Consider the following 20,949-nt stretch of genomic DNA (forward strand, 5'->3'; position numbering starts at 1 on the left):
TGCACAATAATCAATTATTTATTTTTTTAAAAGTGCTAAATTATTATAACTCCAACGCAATAAATTAAATCCAAAAACGTATTTTAACCCTTCTAAAATCCAGTAACCTTTATGCCAAAGAATCATCTCTGATGGCATTGTAGTAACGGTATTAAATTGATTTAAACATAATCCCCATGCACTTAAATGGGGGGTAAATAAATAAGTATAAGCTAAGGCAATTAAGAATAATAAACTCGAAAAAGTTACAAATAAAGCCTGTTTTTTACTATTAAAATCATGGTTAAAAGAAAAAACAAATGCACAAGTTAAAACTAGAGAAGCACAAATTAATTCGATGCGATTAAAGACACCAAAAATAGTAAAACCAGCACTAGGAAAACCGCTTTGTGCCATCATCCCACTAGCGGAAAGTGCCGGAATTAATACGAAATCCAGTAACAAACTACCACTAAGCCAAAATCCTAATGCAAATAAAATAATAGCAGACCAATTTATTTCTTTATGTTCTTGATGATTTGAATGAGAAATAGTATTCATCATAATAGTACCTCTTAATATCTATACTATTTAGAATAACCTACTATTTTCTTTTTTTTTATTAAGTCTTTTTAAGGTTTTTGATTAAGTTTAATTAAGTTTAATTACTAACTAACTTTAAGTATTTATACTTAAATAATCAAACACTTTATTCTTTTGGCGATTGCTAATTTTATTCTCTCTAATTCCTAATTTCTGATGATTAATTAAAATGTTGTTGCACAATTTTAACTAGATAATCTGTCCAATAGTTGACTAAATTCTCATTTTGTGCTTCTATCATTACTCGAATTAAAGGTTCTGTACCTGATGGTCTTACTAAGACTCTACCTTCATTCCCCATTGCTTCTTCAGCTTTGGCGATGGCATTTTGTAATGGAATACAATCTTGCCAATTTAAGCGTTTTTCTCGGTTTTCTACCTTGACATTTTTTAATACTTGGGGATAGGGAGTAAAGCTATCATTGACTAATGATACTAAACAATTTCCTTGTTGTCTAACTAGTGCAGTTAACTGTAATGCAGTTTGAATACCGTCTCCAGAAAAATGATGATGATGACAGAGAATATGCCCTGACTGCTCACCTCCTAGCATAGCACCAGTTTCCCACATCGCCGCTTGAACATATTGATCTCCTACCGCAGTACGGATAAATTTACCTCCTAATTTTTGCCATGCCAATTCAAAACCCAAGTTTGCCATAACGGTACTCACTAATAAGTTATCAGGTAACAAATGGCACTCTTTTAAGTATTTACCCCATAAATAAAGAATATAGTCACCGCAAATAATACGTCCTTGAGCATCTACCGCCATAACTCTATCTGCGTCTCCATCAAAAGCAAACCCTAAATTTGCTCCATATTTTTGCACCGCTTCTTGTAATTTTCCTAAATGAGTCGAACCACAATTAACATTAATGCGATCGCCATCTCCTTGGGGATGTAAAGAAATAACTTCAGCTCCCATAGCCTGAAACATAGATGGTGCAAGTTCGACAGCTGCTCCCCAAGCTAAATCTAAGACAATGCGCATCCCTCTAAAATCTAAATCTGAAGGGAGAGACGTTTTTAAAAAATGACTGTAGTTTTTGACTAAATGATGTTGTTCAAGAGTTTTACCACATTTACTACTTTTTAACTGAATACCACCATCGATATTTTTACGGAGAGTTTTTTCGATGGCACTGGTTAACAATTTGTCTAGTTTAGTACCTTCTGAACCAAAAAATTTGATTCCGTTATCTTCTGGTGGGTTATGACTAGCGGAAATCATGATCCCACCTATAGCGTCAGTTGTCTTTGTTAAGTAAGCAACGCAAGGAGTCGGGCATAAGCCAACCTTCCATACTTCTAAACCTAAAGAGGTTAAACCAGAGGCAATAGCCATAGATAACATATCACTGGAATTGCGGGAATCCTGCCCAATAATGACGACACCTTGTGGGGATTTAAACTCTTGCCAAACACTAGCAGCTGCCACCCCTACTTCTAAAGCCAAATTAGCAGTTAATAAGTCTCCCACTTTACCCCGAATACCATCTGTGCCAAATAATTTATCAGGTAGGCTACCGCTCAGTTTTGAGTTATTATAATCTAACGGAGACGAGTTTTTAGTCAAAGAAAGTACCATACTTAATTCCTCACACAATAAGGTTTTATTTATAATTAGGAGTTAAAAGTCAAAAAAAATGTCCTTAACCTCCTGAAAATTCTACATTTAAGTGGGATTATACCTTAAAAAATTAAGTCCTATCTATAATCTTTAATTTGCTACTAGTATTTCATCGAAAAAACAATTTTTATGGGGTAATATAACATTTTTAAAGCTACATTCTTCATATTTTTTAAAATACTAAGTTGCTACATAATAATAGTTATTCATTATCTGATAATTCTGAAAATACCTGAAAAGCTAGAAGTGTAGAAGATAAAAGGATATGCTGAAATGAAAATGCTCATAATATTCTTAATCGCTATTGTTCTAAACTATTTGAGGAAAAAAGTTAATGAGAGGGTTTGCCTTTATTTTTTTCAAAAACTTTACTTAGCTTTCATCTTTCAGCATACTAACTCATGAAGAACCATTTTTATCCATTATTTTACTTATTCTTCTTATATATTCATTTTTAGTACAATATAATTGTTGAAATGCTATAGGCGATCGCCTAAATAATATCAAGTTCGAAAGTTTTATCATTGCCTAGTTCCAAAATATTGTAAGAATTATATTATCATCATGAAGGTATTTATATCTCCATTTAATAAGATCAAATTTTATATTATTGTTACTTTTATTATTTTCTTTTTAGCTAGTAGTTTACGCCATAATTTATATAATTCTAATGCTTATGATTTAGGTATTTTTGACAATGGAATTTATTTAATTTCTCAAGGAAAAAATCCCTATGTTAGTTTTCGAGAATTACATATTTTAGGGGATCATGCTGCGTGGATTTTATATTTAATTGCCCCTTTATATGTTATTTTGCCAACAGTTTATTGGCTATTTATTATACAATCTTTTGCTTTAGCTATCGCCATTTTACCGATTTGGCATTTAGGAAAGTTAATGGGTTTAACAGATTCAAAAACTAAAACTGTTTGTTTAATATACATATTATATCCATTGATTTTTAACGTTAATTTATTTGACTTTCACCCAGAAGTAATTGCTGTACCTTTATTTTTTAGTGCTATTTTAGCGGTAAGATCAAATAATTTTTTTGGGTTTATTATTTCTATTTTTTTTATCTTAGGATGTAAAGCGGTTTTAGCTTTAAATATAATGATGATGGGTATATGGTTGATAATTTTTAATCATCAAAAAAGATACGGAATGATAGCTATATTTAGCGGTCTTTTTTGGTTTATTATTGCTACTCAATTACTCATTCCTATTTTCAGTGGAGAAGAAGCAGCCGCTGTGAGTAGATATGGTTTTTTAGGAAATTCAGTGGCAGAAATTATCCTTAATTTAGTATTAAAACCGCAAATTATTTTATCGTATTTATTGACAGGTGCGAACTTAGAATATTTATTATTATTATTCATTCCGGTTATTCCGGCTTTAGCATGGCAAGAATTGACTAATTTAATTCCCGCAATTCCTGCTATATTTCTTAACTTATTAACAGATTATCAACCCCAAAAAGATTTGATTCATCAATATTCTTTACCGATAATTCCTTTTCTGATTTTGACAGTTATAAGTAGTTTAGCTAATCAAAAAACATGGCTATCTAGTAGTATAAAATTAAGAATTTGGTCACTAATTACTTTTTTAATATTAGCTAAATATGTTTATTTTTTTCCTAATTCTCTTTATTTAAAAAATTTATTTACATGGCAATCAACCAATGAAGCAATTAATTTAATTGATAAAAAAGCATCCGTTTTAACTGCCTCACAAATAGTACCTCATTTAAGTCATAGAGAAATAATTTACCTAGCTACAGATGATTTTAGGAATGAAAAGATAGATGATATTGACTATATTTTACTTAATTTAGCTCATCCTGGCTTTGGTAGTTCTAAGGAAAAGATTAAAGAGTTGATTGAATTGCTAAAATTTAATAATAATTTTAAATTAATCCATGAAAAAGATAACATATTTCTATTTAATAAACAAAATCAATGATCTAGCAATTTTACGTATGTAACATTTTATTTAATCAATTAAATGTCTATTTTATTTTAGTTTCTATGGTGGTACTCATAATTACTAAAAATATACTTTTTATTTCTATTCATCTAACTCAGATCTTGCACCAGTACAATAATACCAATGAAACAAAACGGGAAAAATCAATTCTTATTACTTTTCCCTCTTCCCTTTTCCCTTTTCCCTATCCTCATCGAGAATTGATGATAGAGATGCAAGAAGATCTAAGTCTAAGGTTATTTGGGAATTATGATCATTTTAAGCTACTTCTCAAGCAGGGCATTTTTAAAGTAGAGTTAATTTCAACAAAAAAAATTTATGGAGTTTCGAGAGTATAAAAAAGTTTATAATAGTTAATATAACTTAATAAAATGCAATAATATATGACTATCACTAGTAATAACTCAATTCATTATGTATCTGCTATAGAAGGTAACTATTGGCAATGGCGAGGACAACAAATATACTATGTAAAAGGGGGGAATTCTAGCCCTGAAAAACCACCTTTATTATTAGTACATGGTTTTGGTGCTTCTACGGATCATTGGCGTAAAAATATTCATCAATTGAAACAAAATTTCTCGGTGTGGGCGATCGATATGTTAGGATTCGGGAGATCTAGTAAACCTGCTTGGGAATACAGTGGTAAGCTGTGGCGAGAGCAATTAAACGATTTTATTACAGAAATAATTAAAGAACCTACGGTTATCGCTGGTAATTCTTTGGGTGGTTATGCTTGTTTATGTACCGCCGCCGAGTATCATCATAATGTAGCGGGGGTGATATTACTTAATAGTGCTGGCCCTTTTTCTGATATGGTGACAAAAAAACCGACTATGATGCAAAAAATTAGTAGTTGGATATTGAAACAAACTTGGATTACTTATATTTTATTTCAAAGACTACGCCATAAGAAAAATATCCGCAAAACCCTTGAAAAAGTCTATTTAGATTCTAGTGCCATTACGGATCAATTAGTTGAAGATATTTACCGCCCTTCTTGTGATGAGGGTGCTTTACAAGTGTTTAGCTCTGTATTTAAAAGTCCTCAAGGGGAAAAAATTGATCAATTGTTACAGAAAATGACTTGTCCTTTGCTTAATATTTGGGGTGAAGCTGATCCTTGGATGCGATCGCAAGAAAGGGGGAAGAAATTTGAAAAATATTATCATAATTTAACTCAATTTTACCTCAAAGCAGGTCATTGTCCCCATGATGAAGTACCAGAAGAAGTTAATCATATAATTAAAAGTTGGGTAGAGGAGAAATTAACTAGGAATTTAGAATTTAGAATTTAGAATTTAGAATTTAGAATGAGAAAGCAAAAAATTACCAGCATCTTCTAGTCTTCTAGTCTTCTAGTCTTCTAGTCTTCTAGTCTTCTAGTCTTCTAGTCTTCTAGTCTTCTAGTCTCCTAGTCTCCTCCTCTTCTAGCCTTCTCCTCTCCTAGTCTTCTTGTCACTATCTATTACTTATCAGTAATGCCCTTAAGAGGGATTGAAAAGAAAAGAAATTCATTGCTACCATAAATGAATATTAATTAAATAATTAAAAATGCACATTCCCGACGGTTTTATCTCTCCATCAGTTGCCATTGTTACTACTATTACAAGTACTGGATTTGTAGCACTTTCTTTAGCTCGTATTCGTGACGAAATAAATTTAAAACAAGCTCCTGTTATGGCATTAACCACCGCTTTTATTTTTGCGGCACAAATGATTAATTTTCCAGTTGCAGGAGGCACAAGTGGGCATCTTTTAGGTGCTACTTTAGCTGTTATTATTTTAGGTAATCCTTGGGCGGCTACTATCTCCATTGCCACAGTATTACTCATACAAGCTGTTTTGTTTGCTGATGGTGGTATAACTGCCTTAGGGGCAAATATTTTTAATATGGCAATAGTGGGAGTTTGGGTAAGTTGGGGATTATTTAAAACTTTGCAAAGACTGTTAGGAGGCAAAAAAACACGTTTACCATTAGTCGCAGGAATTACCGCTTGTATTAGCACTATAGCGGCTTCTTTTTGTTGTAGTTTAATACTTATTTTTTCTAATACAGCTTCCGCTTCTGTTGTTCTACCAGCTATGACAGGAATACATATATTGATTGGTGTAGGAGAAGGATTGATTACGGGAGGAGTGATAACATATTTAATTACTGTGCGTCCAGATTTATTACCCGGAGATGAACCACCACTACAAAAATGGTTGATTCCTGTAATTAGTACGTTATTAGTAGCAGGAGTGTTATCATTATTTGCCTCTTCTTTTCCTGATGGTTTAGAAAAAGTTGCCGAAAATCTAGGATTTATTCACTTAGCTGAAAATGTCAGAATTCCTGTGAATACTCCTTTTGCTGATTATCAAGTAGCAGGAATTAATGAACAAATTGGTACTAGCATTAGTGGTATTTTAGGTACAATAATTTGTTTTGGTTTAGCATTTATTATGACCAAATTTATCATTCGTAAAAGTGCTTAAATTATCCTTATTTTTAAGGTTAAGATTATCCTTAATTTTAGTTATCGCTACAGCCTTAATTAATACGGGTAGTTGGTCTTTTTTGCTCATTTATGGCATTATAGCATTATCTTGGTGTTTATTTTTATCAACTCCCTTTTTTTCTCTAATTAAATTGTTAGGTGCAGAGTTAATTTTTCTCTCTTTAATGGCTTTACCTCTAGGGTGGCAAAAAGCCAGTTTTTTGCTGTTAAGATCACTTATTTGTTTACTAATAATGAACAGTTTTTTATTAACGGTACCAAAATATCATTTATCGATCGCTTTAAAGGGATTACCATTACCTCTAAAAATGCAAGAAATTATTATTTTAACCGCCGAATATTTAGAAATATTATTGTCGGAAGTTAAACAAATGCACACTGCGGCAAAATTAAGAGGTTTAAAAGGAAATTCTCAATGGCTACGTTATATTAGTTCAGCCATGATAGGATCATTATATTTACGCAGTTTAGATCGTGCTGATCGGGTATATAATGCAATGTTAATTAGAGGTTATCATGGAACTTTACCCATAGAAATAAAATCTTCAAAAGCTGAAAAATTTATCCTAATAATGATCGCAGTTATCCTGACTATTTTAACGTCTTCTTCTTATACAATATGGTTCAAATAAGTAATCAAAATCTACCAATAATTATTGTTGATGATGTCGAATTTAACTATGAAAAACAGCCTATTTTACAAAAAATATCTTTCAAATTAGAAGAGGGAGAAAGAGTTGCTTTATTAGGAAGAACGGGAGCTGGGAAAAGTACGTTATTAAACAACTTAATTGGCTTAAAATTACCTCAACAAGGTGAAATTATTATTGAGGGTTTAAAATTAGAAAATAAAAATCTTAAAGATATTAGAAAAAACATTGGTTTTGGCTTTCAAAATCCTGAAGATCAATTATTTATGCCCACTATTTTAGAAGATGTGATGTTTGGCTTATTAAACTATGAAATATCCCCGACAGAAGCAAAAGAAAAAGCTCGATTTCTCCTAGATAAATTTGACTTAATTAAGTATGAAAATCGCTCATCTCATGAATTATCAGGAGGACAAAAAAGGTTAGTTTCCTTAGCCTCAATTTTAGCATTAGAACCCAATATTTTAATTTTAGATGAACCGACTAATGGACTTGATCCTTCGTGGCGAAAAAAATTAGCGGAAATTTTATTAACCCTAGAGGTGAAAGTAATTTTAATCGCATCTCATGATCTTAATTGGATCAAAAAAACAACCCAAAGGGGATTAGTATTAGATCAAGGAAAAATCCAAATTGATCAACCATTATCAGAGTTATTTAAACAAGAAAAAATTTTAGAAAATTACGGATTACCTTTAGATTGGTAAATATAGCCTTTTCTCTCCTTTACGGGGCAGACTAAGCAGACGGGGGAGATAATGTTTCTGTGAATAATAAAAATTCTCTGCATCAGCACAAAGATTGGGAAATTTTCTACCTATCCTCCCCCACTACTCGTCAATCTGTCTTGTCTTCATCATTTTTCTTCTATCGAACTTGGGATATCCTCCTCCTCTGTTACCTTTTCAAGAGGAATTAGGATGTTCAAGTAGTAGATAGTGAATAGTGAATCATAGATGATGAATTAATAGTGAATAATCAATGATTCCTTCCTAAGAGTTTTAACCTCTTGCTAATCACTAATTTTTCATTGCTAAGGATGGTTTTTCCGCAAAAAATGAGTCTAAAATCTCCTCAGAAATTTGACGACTGGTTAAGCCTAAATCAGCAATAGATTCGTTAGGTGTAGCATGATCTACTAAAATATCAGGAACACCAAAACGTTTTAATTTAGCCCCAATACCATTATCTAATAAGGCTTCGGCCACGGCTGAACCAAAACCTCCTATTAAAGAGCCTTCTTCTAAAGTTACAACTTTACCGATTTTTTCCGCTAAAGGTAAAATTAATTCAGTATCAAGGGGTTTGACGAAACGAGCATTGATTACAGTGGCATCTATACCATGTTCGCTCAAAATTTCTGCCGTTTGCATCGCCGTATTAACCATTGTGCCGTAACCGACTAATAATAAATGATCACCGTTGCGTAAAATTTCTCCTTTGCCAATTTCTAAGGCTTCCCAACCTTCTTCAGCTAAAGGCACACCTAAACCATTCCCCCGAGGATAACGCATGGCGATGGCACTGTCTGTATAATTAATACCTGTCACCATCATACGCTGTAATTCAGCTTCGTCTTTAGGTGCCATGATGACAAGATTAGGGATACAACGAAGATAAGATATATCATACATCCCTTGATGAGTCGGACCATCAGCACCTACAATTCCCGCTCTATCTAAACAGAAAAAGACTGGTAACTTTTGAATACACACATCATGAATAATTTGATCATAAGCTCGTTGTAAGAAAGTTGAATAAATTGCTACGACAGGACGCATTCCCTCACAAGCCAAACCGGCGGCTAAAGTTACAGCGTGTTGTTCGGCGATACCGACATCAATATATTGCTTAGGTAATTTTTGTTGTAACTTATCTAAACCGGTACCAGTAGCCATTGCGGCAGTGATACCAATAATTTTGGGGTTATTTTGGGCTAAAGTGGTGAGAGTATGGGCGAAAACCTTAGAATAACTCGGAGGCTTGGGCTTTGTGGAGGGTATGGGTTTACCCGTAGTTAAATTAAACGGACTTTGAGCATGATAACCGACTTGATCCTTTTCCGCGAGAGCGTAGCCTTTACCTTTTACGGTAATAACATGAACTAATACAGGTCCTTTTACCTTATGTGCCTTATTAAAAGTATCAATTAATTCTTTGAGATTATGACCATCAATAGGACCAAAATAAGTAAAACCTAATTCTTCAATTACCGCTCCCACTTTAGGCATGGCAAGACGTTTCATCGCTTCTTTGAGGTTTTTCATTTCAGGAGAAAGATTTTCACCATCACCAAAGAAAGGAAAATGTTTGAATTGCTCTTCTAAATTATCGGTGATAAATTGGATAGGATCAGATAAACGAACTTTGTTCAAATAACGAGAAATCGCGCCCACATTGGGGGAAATCGACATTTCGTTATCGTTTAACACTACCATCAAATTAGTATTGGGTAAATGCCCAGCGTGGTTAATAGCTTCTAATGCCATACCGCCAGTTAATGCACCATCACCGATAATCGACACTACTTTGTAATTTTCGCCCTTGCTATCTCGTGCTAAAGCCATACCTAGTCCCGCAGAAATGCTTGTGGAGGCGTGTCCGGCTCCAAAATGGTCAAATTTGTTCTCTGAGCGTTTTAAGTAACCAGCAACGCCGTCTTTTTGCCGTAAAGTGTGAAAATTGTAGTATCTTCCTGTTAATAATTTATGAGGGTAAGCCTGATGTCCTACATCCCAAAGTACTTTATCATGATCTAAATCAAGGGTTTGATATAAGCCAATCGTTAATTCTACCACTCCTAAACCAGGTCCTAAATGCCCCCCTGTAGCGGCGATGGTTTCTAAGTGTTTTTCTCGTATTTGTTGAGCAATATCTTCTAACTGTCGGATAGATAAACCATGTAATTGATTCGGGTGGGTTATTTCACTTAAGTGCATTCTCTTAAACTTCCTCTACTATTAGTTAACCTAATTTTAATACTTTCGATCCCAAGTTCTTTATTTTCTCTTAATGATTTTAACATTTTTAGTTATAGAAAAAATATTGATTTCCGACAAATGATTTAGGACTGCTATATACTTAGTAAGGGTTATAACTGTTTGCAATAATCTGTAGAAAATATGCTAGAATTTACTAAGACCAAAAGCCAAGGACTTTTAATTACTGGTGAAAATCCAAATTTACCACGTCACTGATGTTAAGTCAGATACCACTGGGAGTAAATTAAACACATATTAATTAAAACGAGGTATTTAATGAGGTTTAACTAAAAGTAAGGTCAAATGCTTTTGATAGCCATGATCTAAAGGCATTGCCGTTTATGCCTTGAATGCCACCGTTAAAAGTGGATAAACCTTTCAAAACATTAATTTTGTTTTTCTACAGATTTTAATGAACGGTGATAGTTAATAGGGAATAGAGAATAGAGAATAGTTAATAAGCCAGTTTACATCTAGGTTTACTTACTGGTGAAGGTAGGCAAGGGGCAAGGGGCAATGGATAAGTTTCCTAACTCTAAATTCTAAATTCTAAATGGCGTTGCTGAATTAATCAGAAGGTTATAAAAATCAATGGTTTAGTTAAATCAATACTGATAACTTATTTAATACCTCTTGTCTTGCCCACCCGTCAGCATATAAAATATCATCTAAACTAGGTTCGGATATATTTTGTGATGAAAAGCGATCGCAAACAGACTCAATTAAATGAGGAATATCAAGGAAAGTAATTTTTTCTTGTAAAAATAAAGCTACAACTTGTTCATTAGCCGCATTTAATACCGCAGGAAGACAACCTCCAGTTTTTCCTGCCTCATAGGCTAACTGCATACAAGGATATTTATGGTGATCAGGTTCACGGAAGGTTAAACTGCCTACTTTCACCAAGTCTAAAGTTTCCCAATTAGTAGGAATGCGATGGGGATAAGATAAAGCATAAAGTAACGGTAAACGCATATCTGCCCATCCTAATTGAGCTAATACTGATGTATCTTGTAACTCAATCATTGAATGAATAATGCTTTGAGGATGAATAACTATTTCAATATTATCATAATCTAAACCAAATAAATAATGAGCTTCAATAACTTCTAAACCTTTATTCATCAGAGTTGCCGAGTCAATAGTGATCTTTTGTCCCATAGACCAGTTAGGATGTTTTAAAGCATCTTTAACCGTTACACTCGCCAATTTTTCTACGGGCAAATCACGAAATGATCCACCAGAAGCGGTTAAAATAATTTTGCGTAAACCTTTTTCTGGTAAACCTTGTAAGCACTGAAAAATCGCTGAATGTTCAGAATCGGCAGGTAATAATTTTGCTCCATATTCTTTTATTAAAGGTAACACTACCGGGCCTCCGGCAATCAAAGTTTCTTTATTAGCTAAGGCAATATCTTTTCCTGCTTTGATAGCGGCAATGGTTGGCAATAATCCTGCACATCCAACGATACCAGTAACAACACTTTGCGCATTTCCATAACGGGCAACTTCGCAAATGGCTTCTTTTCCTGCTAATAAAATTGGTTTCTCAGGTAAATTAGCAATTGCTTCATGTAATTCTACTAATTTAGCTTCATTTTGAATAGCAACAATTTGGGGTTTAAACTCCCTGATTTGTTCGCCTAAAAGAGTAATATTATTTCCAGCGGCTAATCCCACAACTTGAAAGCGATCGGGATAATCTCTTACTATATCTAAAGTTTGAGTACCGATAGAACCGGTTGAACCTAGTATAGAAATTAGTTTCATATATATATATATAATTTTATTTATCAATATCTTATCACCTGAGTGAAGAGCTTTTACAACGCTTTTCAGATGAATAAGGCACATTTTTTATTTCTCGCTCATGACGCAAAGACACTCTTTGGGAGAAGAATGAGGAATGAGGAATGAAGAAACTTACCTATTGCCCATTGCCTCGACTTGATGCAAGAAGTCTAATGTTTAACTCAATCTACGAATCAAGATGGGTATTCTTTTATAAGCCGGCGTTTCTGCTACATTATCAATATGTGCCTTAAATAAAACATTCGCTTCAGGATAAAACATAAATGCTGTACCTTGTAAAATATTTCCCGCTATAATTTCAATATTATCTAATTCCCCAGCATCCCCTCGCACTTTTACTCTTTGATTAACAGTAAAGCCTCCTTTTTTGATGTCTTCTCCATTCATTAAAATACAGTGGCGGTGAGGCATTCCTCGATATTTATCAGCAGTATTATAAACAACGGTGTTATGTTGCCCGTAACTTCTACCAGTGCCTAAAATTAACACGATACCCTCACTATCTTCTTTTACCCCAAAAAAGGTTTTATCAGGAATCGTTAACCTTGGTAAAGGAGTTATTTGCATTTGTGCTTTACCATTAGCGGTAGAAAAATTAGGCTTAGTAAAAATACGTCCATCAATGGTAAATTCTTGTTTAGTTTGGTCAATTTCACCAATTTTAGAGTAACCCGGAATGGTTTTCGCAATTAACTCTCGAATATAGCTAGTATCTTGTAATCGCTTCCAATTAATCAGATTTTCTCCTAAAACTTGATCAGCAATTTCGGTAATTAATTCAATTTCTGAGACTAAATCAGCATCTTTAAGATGAGTTATACCCGTTTCATTTAAACGTACAAAATTATTACCCGATTCCGTAGTAGTGCGATGAGGATTCTCGAAACGGTTAAATACAGGCAGAATCAGGGTGTTTTCCTTGCCTAAACCGTGAAAATGACCTAAATTTGGTTTAGTAGCTACATAAAAGATAGTCTCAACGGCATTTAACGCCTTTTTCGCTTCGGTTAAGTCTGGATTAGCCGCATATAAATTCCCTCCTAAACATAAAAGAGTATCAATTTTAGCGTCTCTGGCGGCGGTAATTAAACCCCTTGCAGAATAACCTTTAGTTTCGGTGATAGGTTGCCCGATAATCTCTTTTAAGGCAATTTTAATAGCCTCACTCAATCTTATTGTAACTCCCATTGAGCCAAAACCCTGCACATTAGAATGTCCTCGAATTGGCATTGTACCAGCTCCGATTTTTCCGGCATTACCAGTAATTAAAGCCGTATTAGCAATACTTTTAACGTTATCAACTCCGTTGATATGGTGAGTTATACCCATCGCCCAAGCAAACACAACTTTCTCAGATTTACCAATGTTATAAGCAACTTCTTCAATTTCTTCTTGGGATAAACCGCAAGTATCGGTGATGTCTTGCCATCTGATATTTTCAGCATGGTTAATTACTTCTTGCCAACCATCGGTATAGTTGCCTAAATAGTCAAAGTTGATTAAATTTTGCTCTAATAATGATTTTTGAATACCGACAAATACAGCGACATCGCTACCCGGTATCGGTTGCAAGTATAAAGTTGAAATATCAGAGCCTCCTTTTAGTAAAGATTTAATCGGAAAAGCAGGAGAAGCAAATTTAACTAAACCAACTTCGATTTGAGGATTGATAATGATAATCTTTCCGCCTTTATCTCGAATTTTGATCAATTCATTCATTAAACGAGGATGATTCGCCGGGGCATTTGAACCTACTAACACGACACAATTAGATTGTTTGAGGCTTTCGAGGCTTACCATGGATGTGCCACTACCAAAAACTTCTTTTAATCCCACAGTAGAAGGGGCGTGGCATAAATCGGAGCAATCTGCTAAGTTATTACTACCTAATGCTCTCATCATTAATTGTAAGATAAAAGCTGCTTCATTTGATGATCTTCCTGAGCTATAACTGGCTAATCTTTCAGGTGATTTTTTAAAGGCTTTTTCTGCTATCTTATATACTTCTTCCCATGTAATTCTCTCATAGTGATTACTACCTTTTCTTAAAATTACCGGATAGCTTAATCTTCCAAGGCGATCGCACTGTTGAGAATCTAATTTTTGTAACTCTTCTACGGTAAATTGTTGAAAAAAATCTGCTTTAATGCCGTCTTGCAATTCTGCTGATATGGCTTCAACACTTTTAGCACACCTTTGTAAATATTCACTGTCCTCATTGACAAAACCGCCCTTTTGCCCACCTGTACCCCATGCACAGGACAAGCAACTACTTTGATGATTCAACTTTTCCCAAATTTTTAACCCTTGGGGAGATACACTTTTTTCTAACCAATATTGAAGTAGAGGTAAACCGCCTCCAGTAGTGGGGGAATTAGTAGAGTCAGTCATAATAAAGCAAGACTAAATTTTATATGTTTATTTTGTTTAAAAGTTTAATAAATTAATTAGGTGCAAGATCTGAGTATAAACCTGCGGTAACAACCAAATAATTAGCTGTGGAAACATTATGAATAGATGATGATAAAGAAATCAGTTTCTGACTTAATCTAAATCTGCTTCCATCACCATAGCGGTGGCTTGACGGGTGGTAGCTTGAAATTCTTGAACATTCACTTTATTTAAAAGTATAATCGCACCAATAATAAAAAGGGCTTCACAGAAAAAGACGAAACTATAAGCTAACCAAGCATTATCAAATATCAATCTTCCTATATCTAAAATCCATCCCCCAATAGCGATCGCAATACCTCTAGACATGGCTTGTGCTAAACCCCAGGCCCCAACAAATGTACCAGCAGTTTCGGCGGCGGTTAAATCTAACATTAAACTAATTGAGCCAATAGTAGTGATTCCTGCGGCAATACCAAATAATATCATCGCTCCTTGCAATATTTGAGGGATGGCAGTTAAACCAGAGAGAATGATTAAGCTAAAGGAAAAAGCGACGAAAATACAGCCAATTTTGGTTGTTTTTGTTTTGCCTAAATGGGGAATAACTAAAAATCCTGTTGTGCTATAACCGATTAAAATACCAATACCCCAAAAAGAGTTCAGCATGGTAGTTTCACCTATTGACATCTTAAAAACTTCACCACCATAAGGCTCTAAAATTGCTTCTTGCATAAATAAACTCATGGTAATCATGACTAAAAAAGAGAAGAAAATAGCTGTTTGACGAGATGAAGTGAGGATTTTTAAGGCACGTTTTAAACTAATTCCGTCTTCTCTATCCACAAAAGATGAACGCAAACGATAACGAGAATATTTCTTTTCTACTCCCCAAGTAGCAATTAGAGTTAATCCAATTACGATGAAAGGTACAAGTATAAAGATAAAATTAATAGGGGGTTTTAGGGTATCTAAAGAGATAATATTGTCGAATCCTACCGCTAAATTTTTCAGTAAAACGTTACCAGTGATACCGCCAATAACGATACCGACCATTAACATAGACCAAATTGTACCCACTATTTTAGAGCGATTATCTTCCTCTGAAATGTCCACTAACAAAGCGGTAAAAGGGGTTGAACTAGCTCCGGTGGCTATACCTTGTATCATAAAAATCAAGGCTAAAGCAATGGTAAATATGATAGTTTGAAAATTCCATTGCCAACCGTTATGATTAACAATATCGCCTCCCAATAACCAAACTAATTGTACCGCTAAAAAAATACAAATACCGGCGGCTACTACTCCTAGGCGCACATAACCAGTACGATGTAAGCCGAACAACTTTTTACTATCAGATAATTGTCCTAACCATACTCTTGTAGGTGCTACTAATTGAGATAATGCTAAAGTACCGGCAGCAATAGTGGCAGGAATCCCTAATTCAGAAATCATTACCCGATTTAATACCGCTAAAGTTAACACGGAAATTAAACCGATACCGAGATTAAACAAACCTAAACGCAACATTGTGAAAATATTTACTTTTGGGATTGTTTCCGTCATAGTTTTAGCCGAAATAGCGTCATAATTATCATTAATAGTCATATAATCACCTCCGTTCGATAACACAAACTTTGAAATATAAGGGGTTGAGAACAAAAATAGCAGTTATTTTTCGGTTTAAAAATAATAAAATTGAGTAAACAACACTAAAAAATTAATTTACATAGCGTTTAAATCTATTTTGATTATTTTTCCCTTTTCCCTCTTCTCAAATCCCCTCTCTTCCCTATAATTTTATGTCGAACTGGGGTTAAACTAACACTTATAAAAGATGCGTTCGAATAGGTGCGTCTTAGCTTATTACTTAATCTTTGAGAATGACAATCCATATGTTAGCTTAAATATTCTTTATATAAATGCCACAATTATTACAATCCACTAAATCAAAAAAAACATTGTTTTCTAACAACATTTCTTTAAAATGGGTGTTAATTGTGCCTTTTGTCGTTCAAATTTTAGGGGCTGTAGGTTTAGTAGGTTATTTGTCTTATAAAAGCGACCAAGAGTCTATCAAAGAATTAATCGTGGAAATCCATAGGGAAACTACCAATAACGTAGTGAGGTATTTAGACAACTATTTAGACACCCCAGTGTTGATAAATCGCATCAATGCGGACGCTTTTCGTCTTGGATACCTCAATATTAACAATACATCTCAATTAGAAAAGTATTTATACAATCAATTACAACAATTCCCTACGGTTAGTCATATCATGGTAGGTACGGAAAAAGGGATTTTTCGGGTGGCGAATCGTAATCCTTCTCCTAGTATCCTAGAGACAAATCCAGATAAACCCAACCAACTTGATGTTTATAACATAGATCAAAAAGGCCATAAGACTGAGTTAATTAATTCCATTAAACCCTTTAATCTCCACTCTCGCCCTTGGTATGAATTTGCTGTCAAAGCTGGTAAACCAGTGCGAATACCCATCTTTCAACTATCCGATAATTCTGATCTTTCCCTTAATAGTAGTCATCCTATTTATGATCCCACAACGGGTAAATTATTAGGGGTTTTTTCCGCCGCTTCGGATTTAAACTTTTTTCGTAAATATATTTCTCGTTTACAAATTGCTAAAAATGGGCGAGTATTTATTGTTGATAAAAATGGATTTTTAATTGGTAATTCTACTAATCATTTACCTTTCCGTAAAACAGAAAAAAATGGTCAAATTATCCTTGAAAGAATTAAAGCTATAGACAGTGAAGATCCTTTAATTAAAGCAACCAGTAACTATTTAGCTAATCAATTTAATGGTTTTAATAATATTAATCAAAAGTTACCATTAGATTTTTTGAGAGAGGATAATGGCGATCGTCAATTTGTACAAGTTGTACCTTATGAGGGAAATTTAGACTTAGATTGGTTAATTGTAGTAGTTGTACCCGAATCAGATTTTACGGCAAAAATTGAAGACAATAATCATCGCACTATTTTTTTATCTTTTTTAGCATTAATTACGACAACGGGAGTCGGTATTTTAACCGCTCGTTGGATGAGTGTGCCTATTTCAAGGTTGAGTCAAGCCAGTAAATCTTTAGCTACAGGAGAAGATTATGAGGCTTTATCGGAAAATCATTTCATTAGAGAAATAGGAATTTTGTCGGTATCTTTTAATCAAATGGCACAACAAATTCAGGATTCCTTTGAGAATGTGGAAAAGGCTTTACAAGAATGTGACTTAAAATATCAAGTTACTTTGCAAACTCTCAAAGAAAGTGAAGCCCGTTGGCAGTTAGCGGTAGAAGGCAGTGGCGATGGCACTTGGGATTGGAATCCTCAAACTAATCAAGTAAATTTTTCCCCTCAGTGGAAACTGATGTTAGGTTATGATGAAGACGAAATTGGCGATCGCTTAGAGGAATGGAGTGATCGAGTACACCCCGATGATATAGCCTCTTGTTATGCTGATATTGCCCGATATTTGCGACAAGAAACACCTATTTATCAAAATGAACATCGAATACTCTGTAAAGATGGTACTTATAAATGGATTTTAGCCCGAGGGCAGGTAATTGAAAGAGATGAAAAAGGACAACCATTAAGATTTATCGGCACTCATAGCGACATTAATGATCGTATTCAAACAGCATTGAATCTCAAAGATAGCGAAAAACAATATCGAGAATTAATTAATAATTTACACGCTGGAATAGTAGTTCATGACAAAAATAGTGCTATAACATTATGTAACTCTACCGCTAGTCAACTTCTGGGATTAACCTTCGAGCAAATGTCAGGTAAAATGGCGATCGATCCTGCATGGCATTTCTTTCTGGAAAATGAGGAAATCATGCCTTCAGAGGCTTATCCTGTTAATCTGGTATTAAAAACACAACAACCTCTAAGAAATTATATTGTAGGCATTAATCGAACTGTTGATAAGTCGAGAGTATGGGTATTAGTTAATGCTTTTCCTCAGTTTGATAGTAAAGGAGAAATTAAACAGGTTATTGTTACATTTATTGATATTAGCGATCGCAAAAGAATAGAAATAGAGTTACAACAAAGTAAAGCTCAATTTCAGCGATTAGTAGAGGATATAGGGGAAAAATTCGTTGTTTTTAGTCATAACGGTATAGGAGGCATCGTCAACTATCTCAGTGGAGGTTTTGCTTCAATTTTTGGTATAAGTCAGGAGAATATGATTGATAAATATTGGCCAGAATCCATAAATTGGTTGCCAGAATCGATCGAAATTGCTACAGACTCTATTATTAAAATGACGGAAAATAAAGCAGATTTTATGCAATTCGAGATGTCTTTTATTCATCCTGACAATAGTGTGCATACCACACAAGTTTCTCAACATCCCGTCAGAGATAGTAACGGTAATGTAGTTGCCATCGAAGGCATTGTCGAAGATATTACCGAGAGAAAAAGAGGGGAAAAAGCCTTACAAAATCAATTTAATAAAACTATCCTTCTACGCAAAATCAGTGATAAGATTCGTCAAAGTTTAGAAATAGAAAAAATCTTTGAATCTGCCGCCTACGAAATCGGTAAAGCATTTAATGTCAATCATGCCGTGATTTTTAATTGTTACCCTGACAAAGAAAAAAATACCCTTAAAGTTATATGTGTAGCAGAATATATTAATGGCGATTATCCCTTTTTATTAGACATGGAAATTCCTGTCATTGGTAATCCTTATATGGAAAGTCTCGTCACCCAAGAAAAAGCAATTCCTGCGGATGATGTTAGTACTTATCCTCTATTAGCCAACGTTCAGCATATTATGGAATTCATGCAAATTAAATCCTTGTTAGGGGTAGGCACATTTTATCAAGGAGAAGTTAATGGAGCAATAGGACTACATCATTGTGACAAATATCATCATTGGACAGAGGATGAAATTGAACTGCTGGAATCTTTGGCAGGACAATTTGGCATTGCGATCGCCCAATCTCAGCTATTAAAACAAGAACAAGAACGATTACAAGAACTAGCACAAAAAAATAGTGAATTGCAAAAAGCACAACAATTCGCCGAAGCCGCCACCCAAGCCAAGAGTGAATTTTTAGCAAATATGAGTCACGAAATCCGCACCCCCATGAATGGTGTATTAGGAATGACGCAACTTCTTTCTATGACTAATCTTACCGATGAACAACAAGATATTGTTAAAACTATTAAAGATAGTGGAGACGCATTGTTGATTATAATCAACGATATTTTGGACTTCTCGAAAATTGAATCAGGCAAATTGGAGTTAGAAGAACATCCTTTCAATTTACCAGAATTAATCAAATCTGTATGTAGTCTGATGTCTCAAATTGCAGAAAGCAAAAATATTAATCTGAAATACTCTATCAACTCTGATGTTATAAATAATTTTTTAGGGGATGCTTCCCGTCTGCGTCAAATACTTTTAAATCTCATCGGCAATGCCATTAAATTCACCCATGAAGGAGAAATTATTATTAGTATTTCTTACAGGCAAGATGTTAGTAATTACAGGCAAGATGTTAGTAATTACAGGCAAGATGTTATAGTGAGTGTTAAAGATACAGGTATTGGTATAGATGGCGATCGCCTCAAAAAACTATTTCAACCCTTTAGTCAAGCAGATGCTTCCATCAGTCGTAAATATGGCGGTACGGGGTTAGGATTAGCTATTAGTAAAAGTTTGATCAATTTAATGGGCGGTACAATTTGGATAGAAAGTAACGGCAATATTGGTGGAAATCCTGATGATAATTGGGTGTTAGATTCATGTACTAAAGGAACGACATTTTATTTTACTCTCCGACTCAAAACCCCTGTTGACAGTGAGATTCAAGAAACAAAAATTGCTGAAAAACCACCAGAATCGGTACAAAGCGACATATTAAATCTCAAAATTCTCCTTGCTGAAGATAACAAAGTTAATCAAAAAGTAGCCCTTTTAACTCTCAAAAAACTAGGCTACACTGCCGACATCGCTAATAATGGTGTGGAAGCATTGCAGATGTTAGAAAAACAATCCTATGATGTCATTTTAATGGATATGCAGATGCCAGAAATGGACGGTTTAACAGCTACTAAAATTATTCGTGAATCATCGCTACCGCAACCATATATTATCGCTTTAACCGCAAATGCCCTAGAAGGCGATCGTCAACAATGTATGGATGTGGGCATGAATGATTATATTAGTAAACCTATTGCCATGACAGAATTAAATCAGAGTTTGTTGAATTTTAAGCATTAAACGCATTAAATCGACTTATACTCAGATCTTGCACCAGTACAACAATACCAATGAAACAAAACGGGAAAAATCAATTTTAGGAGTTTTAAAATCAATTCTGATTACTTTTCCCTCTTCCTTCTTCCCTTTTCCCTATCCTCATCG

Annotated in this window: 12 protein-coding genes; 6 read left to right on the plus strand and 6 right to left on the minus strand. The window is 34.3% G+C overall.

Annotation, left to right across the window (positions count from 1 at the left end; genetic code table 11):
- Positions 1-18: 18 nt before the first annotated feature.
- Together FWJ34_RS04770 and glmM are read right to left on the minus strand one after the other, a co-directional pair.
- Positions 19-543 carry a hypothetical protein gene (locus FWJ34_RS04770; protein ID WP_308254181.1) on the minus strand — a complete coding sequence of 175 codons (525 nt, stop codon included), beginning with the start codon at positions 541-543 and terminating at the stop codon, positions 19-21.
- A 199-nt stretch (positions 544-742) separates the two neighbouring features.
- Positions 743-2,173: a phosphoglucosamine mutase gene (glmM, locus tag FWJ34_RS04775; protein ID WP_308254182.1), complete on the minus strand. Its 1,431-nt coding sequence runs from the start codon at positions 2,171-2,173 to the stop codon at positions 743-745.
- Between the two features lie 606 nt (positions 2,174-2,779).
- Here glmM and FWJ34_RS04780 point away from each other — a divergent pair.
- The 5 genes from FWJ34_RS04780 (at position 2,780) to FWJ34_RS04800 (ending at position 8,065) form a co-directional block, all read left to right on the plus strand.
- On the plus strand, positions 2,780-4,180 hold the full coding sequence (locus FWJ34_RS04780) for a DUF2079 domain-containing protein (protein ID WP_308254183.1): 1,401 nt from the start codon (positions 2,780-2,782) through the stop codon (positions 4,178-4,180).
- Positions 4,181-4,587: 407 nt separating this feature from the next.
- Complete coding sequence (locus FWJ34_RS04785) at positions 4,588-5,502, plus strand: alpha/beta fold hydrolase (protein ID WP_308254184.1); 915 nt, start codon at positions 4,588-4,590, stop codon at positions 5,500-5,502.
- Between the two features lie 256 nt (positions 5,503-5,758).
- The gene (locus FWJ34_RS04790; RefSeq protein ID WP_308254185.1) at positions 5,759-6,685 is read left to right on the plus strand and encodes an energy-coupling factor ABC transporter permease; all 927 of its coding nucleotides are present in this window, start codon (positions 5,759-5,761) and stop codon (positions 6,683-6,685) included.
- A complete protein-coding gene (locus FWJ34_RS04795) occupies positions 6,678-7,340 on the plus strand; it encodes an energy-coupling factor transporter transmembrane component T (RefSeq protein ID WP_308254186.1) in 663 nt (220 codons plus the stop codon). The genes FWJ34_RS04790 and FWJ34_RS04795 overlap by 8 nt, the downstream gene beginning before the upstream one ends.
- On the plus strand, positions 7,328-8,065 hold the full coding sequence (locus FWJ34_RS04800) for an ABC transporter ATP-binding protein (protein ID WP_308254187.1): 738 nt from the start codon (positions 7,328-7,330) through the stop codon (positions 8,063-8,065). The genes FWJ34_RS04795 and FWJ34_RS04800 overlap by 13 nt, the downstream gene beginning before the upstream one ends.
- Positions 8,066-8,377: 312 nt before the next feature.
- On the opposite strand, the gene dxs is transcribed toward FWJ34_RS04800, so the two are convergent.
- The 4 genes from dxs to FWJ34_RS04820 form a co-directional block, all read right to left on the minus strand.
- Positions 8,378-10,297: a 1-deoxy-D-xylulose-5-phosphate synthase gene (dxs, locus tag FWJ34_RS04805; protein ID WP_308254188.1), complete on the minus strand. Its 1,920-nt coding sequence runs from the start codon at positions 10,295-10,297 to the stop codon at positions 8,378-8,380.
- Between the two features lie 642 nt (positions 10,298-10,939).
- Entirely contained in the window at positions 10,940-12,109 is a 1,170-nt protein-coding gene (dxr, locus tag FWJ34_RS04810; protein WP_308254189.1) for a 1-deoxy-D-xylulose-5-phosphate reductoisomerase, read from the minus strand.
- A 198-nt stretch (positions 12,110-12,307) separates the two neighbouring features.
- Positions 12,308-14,542: an FdhF/YdeP family oxidoreductase gene (locus tag FWJ34_RS04815; RefSeq protein ID WP_308254190.1), complete on the minus strand. Its 2,235-nt coding sequence runs from the start codon at positions 14,540-14,542 to the stop codon at positions 12,308-12,310.
- A 153-nt stretch (positions 14,543-14,695) separates the two neighbouring features.
- Entirely contained in the window at positions 14,696-16,150 is a 1,455-nt protein-coding gene (locus tag FWJ34_RS04820; RefSeq protein ID WP_308254191.1) for a BCD family MFS transporter, read from the minus strand.
- Between the two features lie 314 nt (positions 16,151-16,464).
- On the opposite strand from FWJ34_RS04820, the gene FWJ34_RS04825 reads away from it, so the two are divergent.
- The gene (locus FWJ34_RS04825; protein WP_308254192.1) at positions 16,465-20,805 is read left to right on the plus strand and encodes a PAS domain S-box protein; all 4,341 of its coding nucleotides are present in this window, start codon (positions 16,465-16,467) and stop codon (positions 20,803-20,805) included.
- Positions 20,806-20,949: the final 144 nt, after the last annotated feature.

The organism is Geminocystis sp. GBBB08, assembly GCF_016743215.1.
In the GTDB taxonomy this organism is placed as follows: domain Bacteria; phylum Cyanobacteriota; class Cyanobacteriia; order Cyanobacteriales; family Cyanobacteriaceae; genus Geminocystis.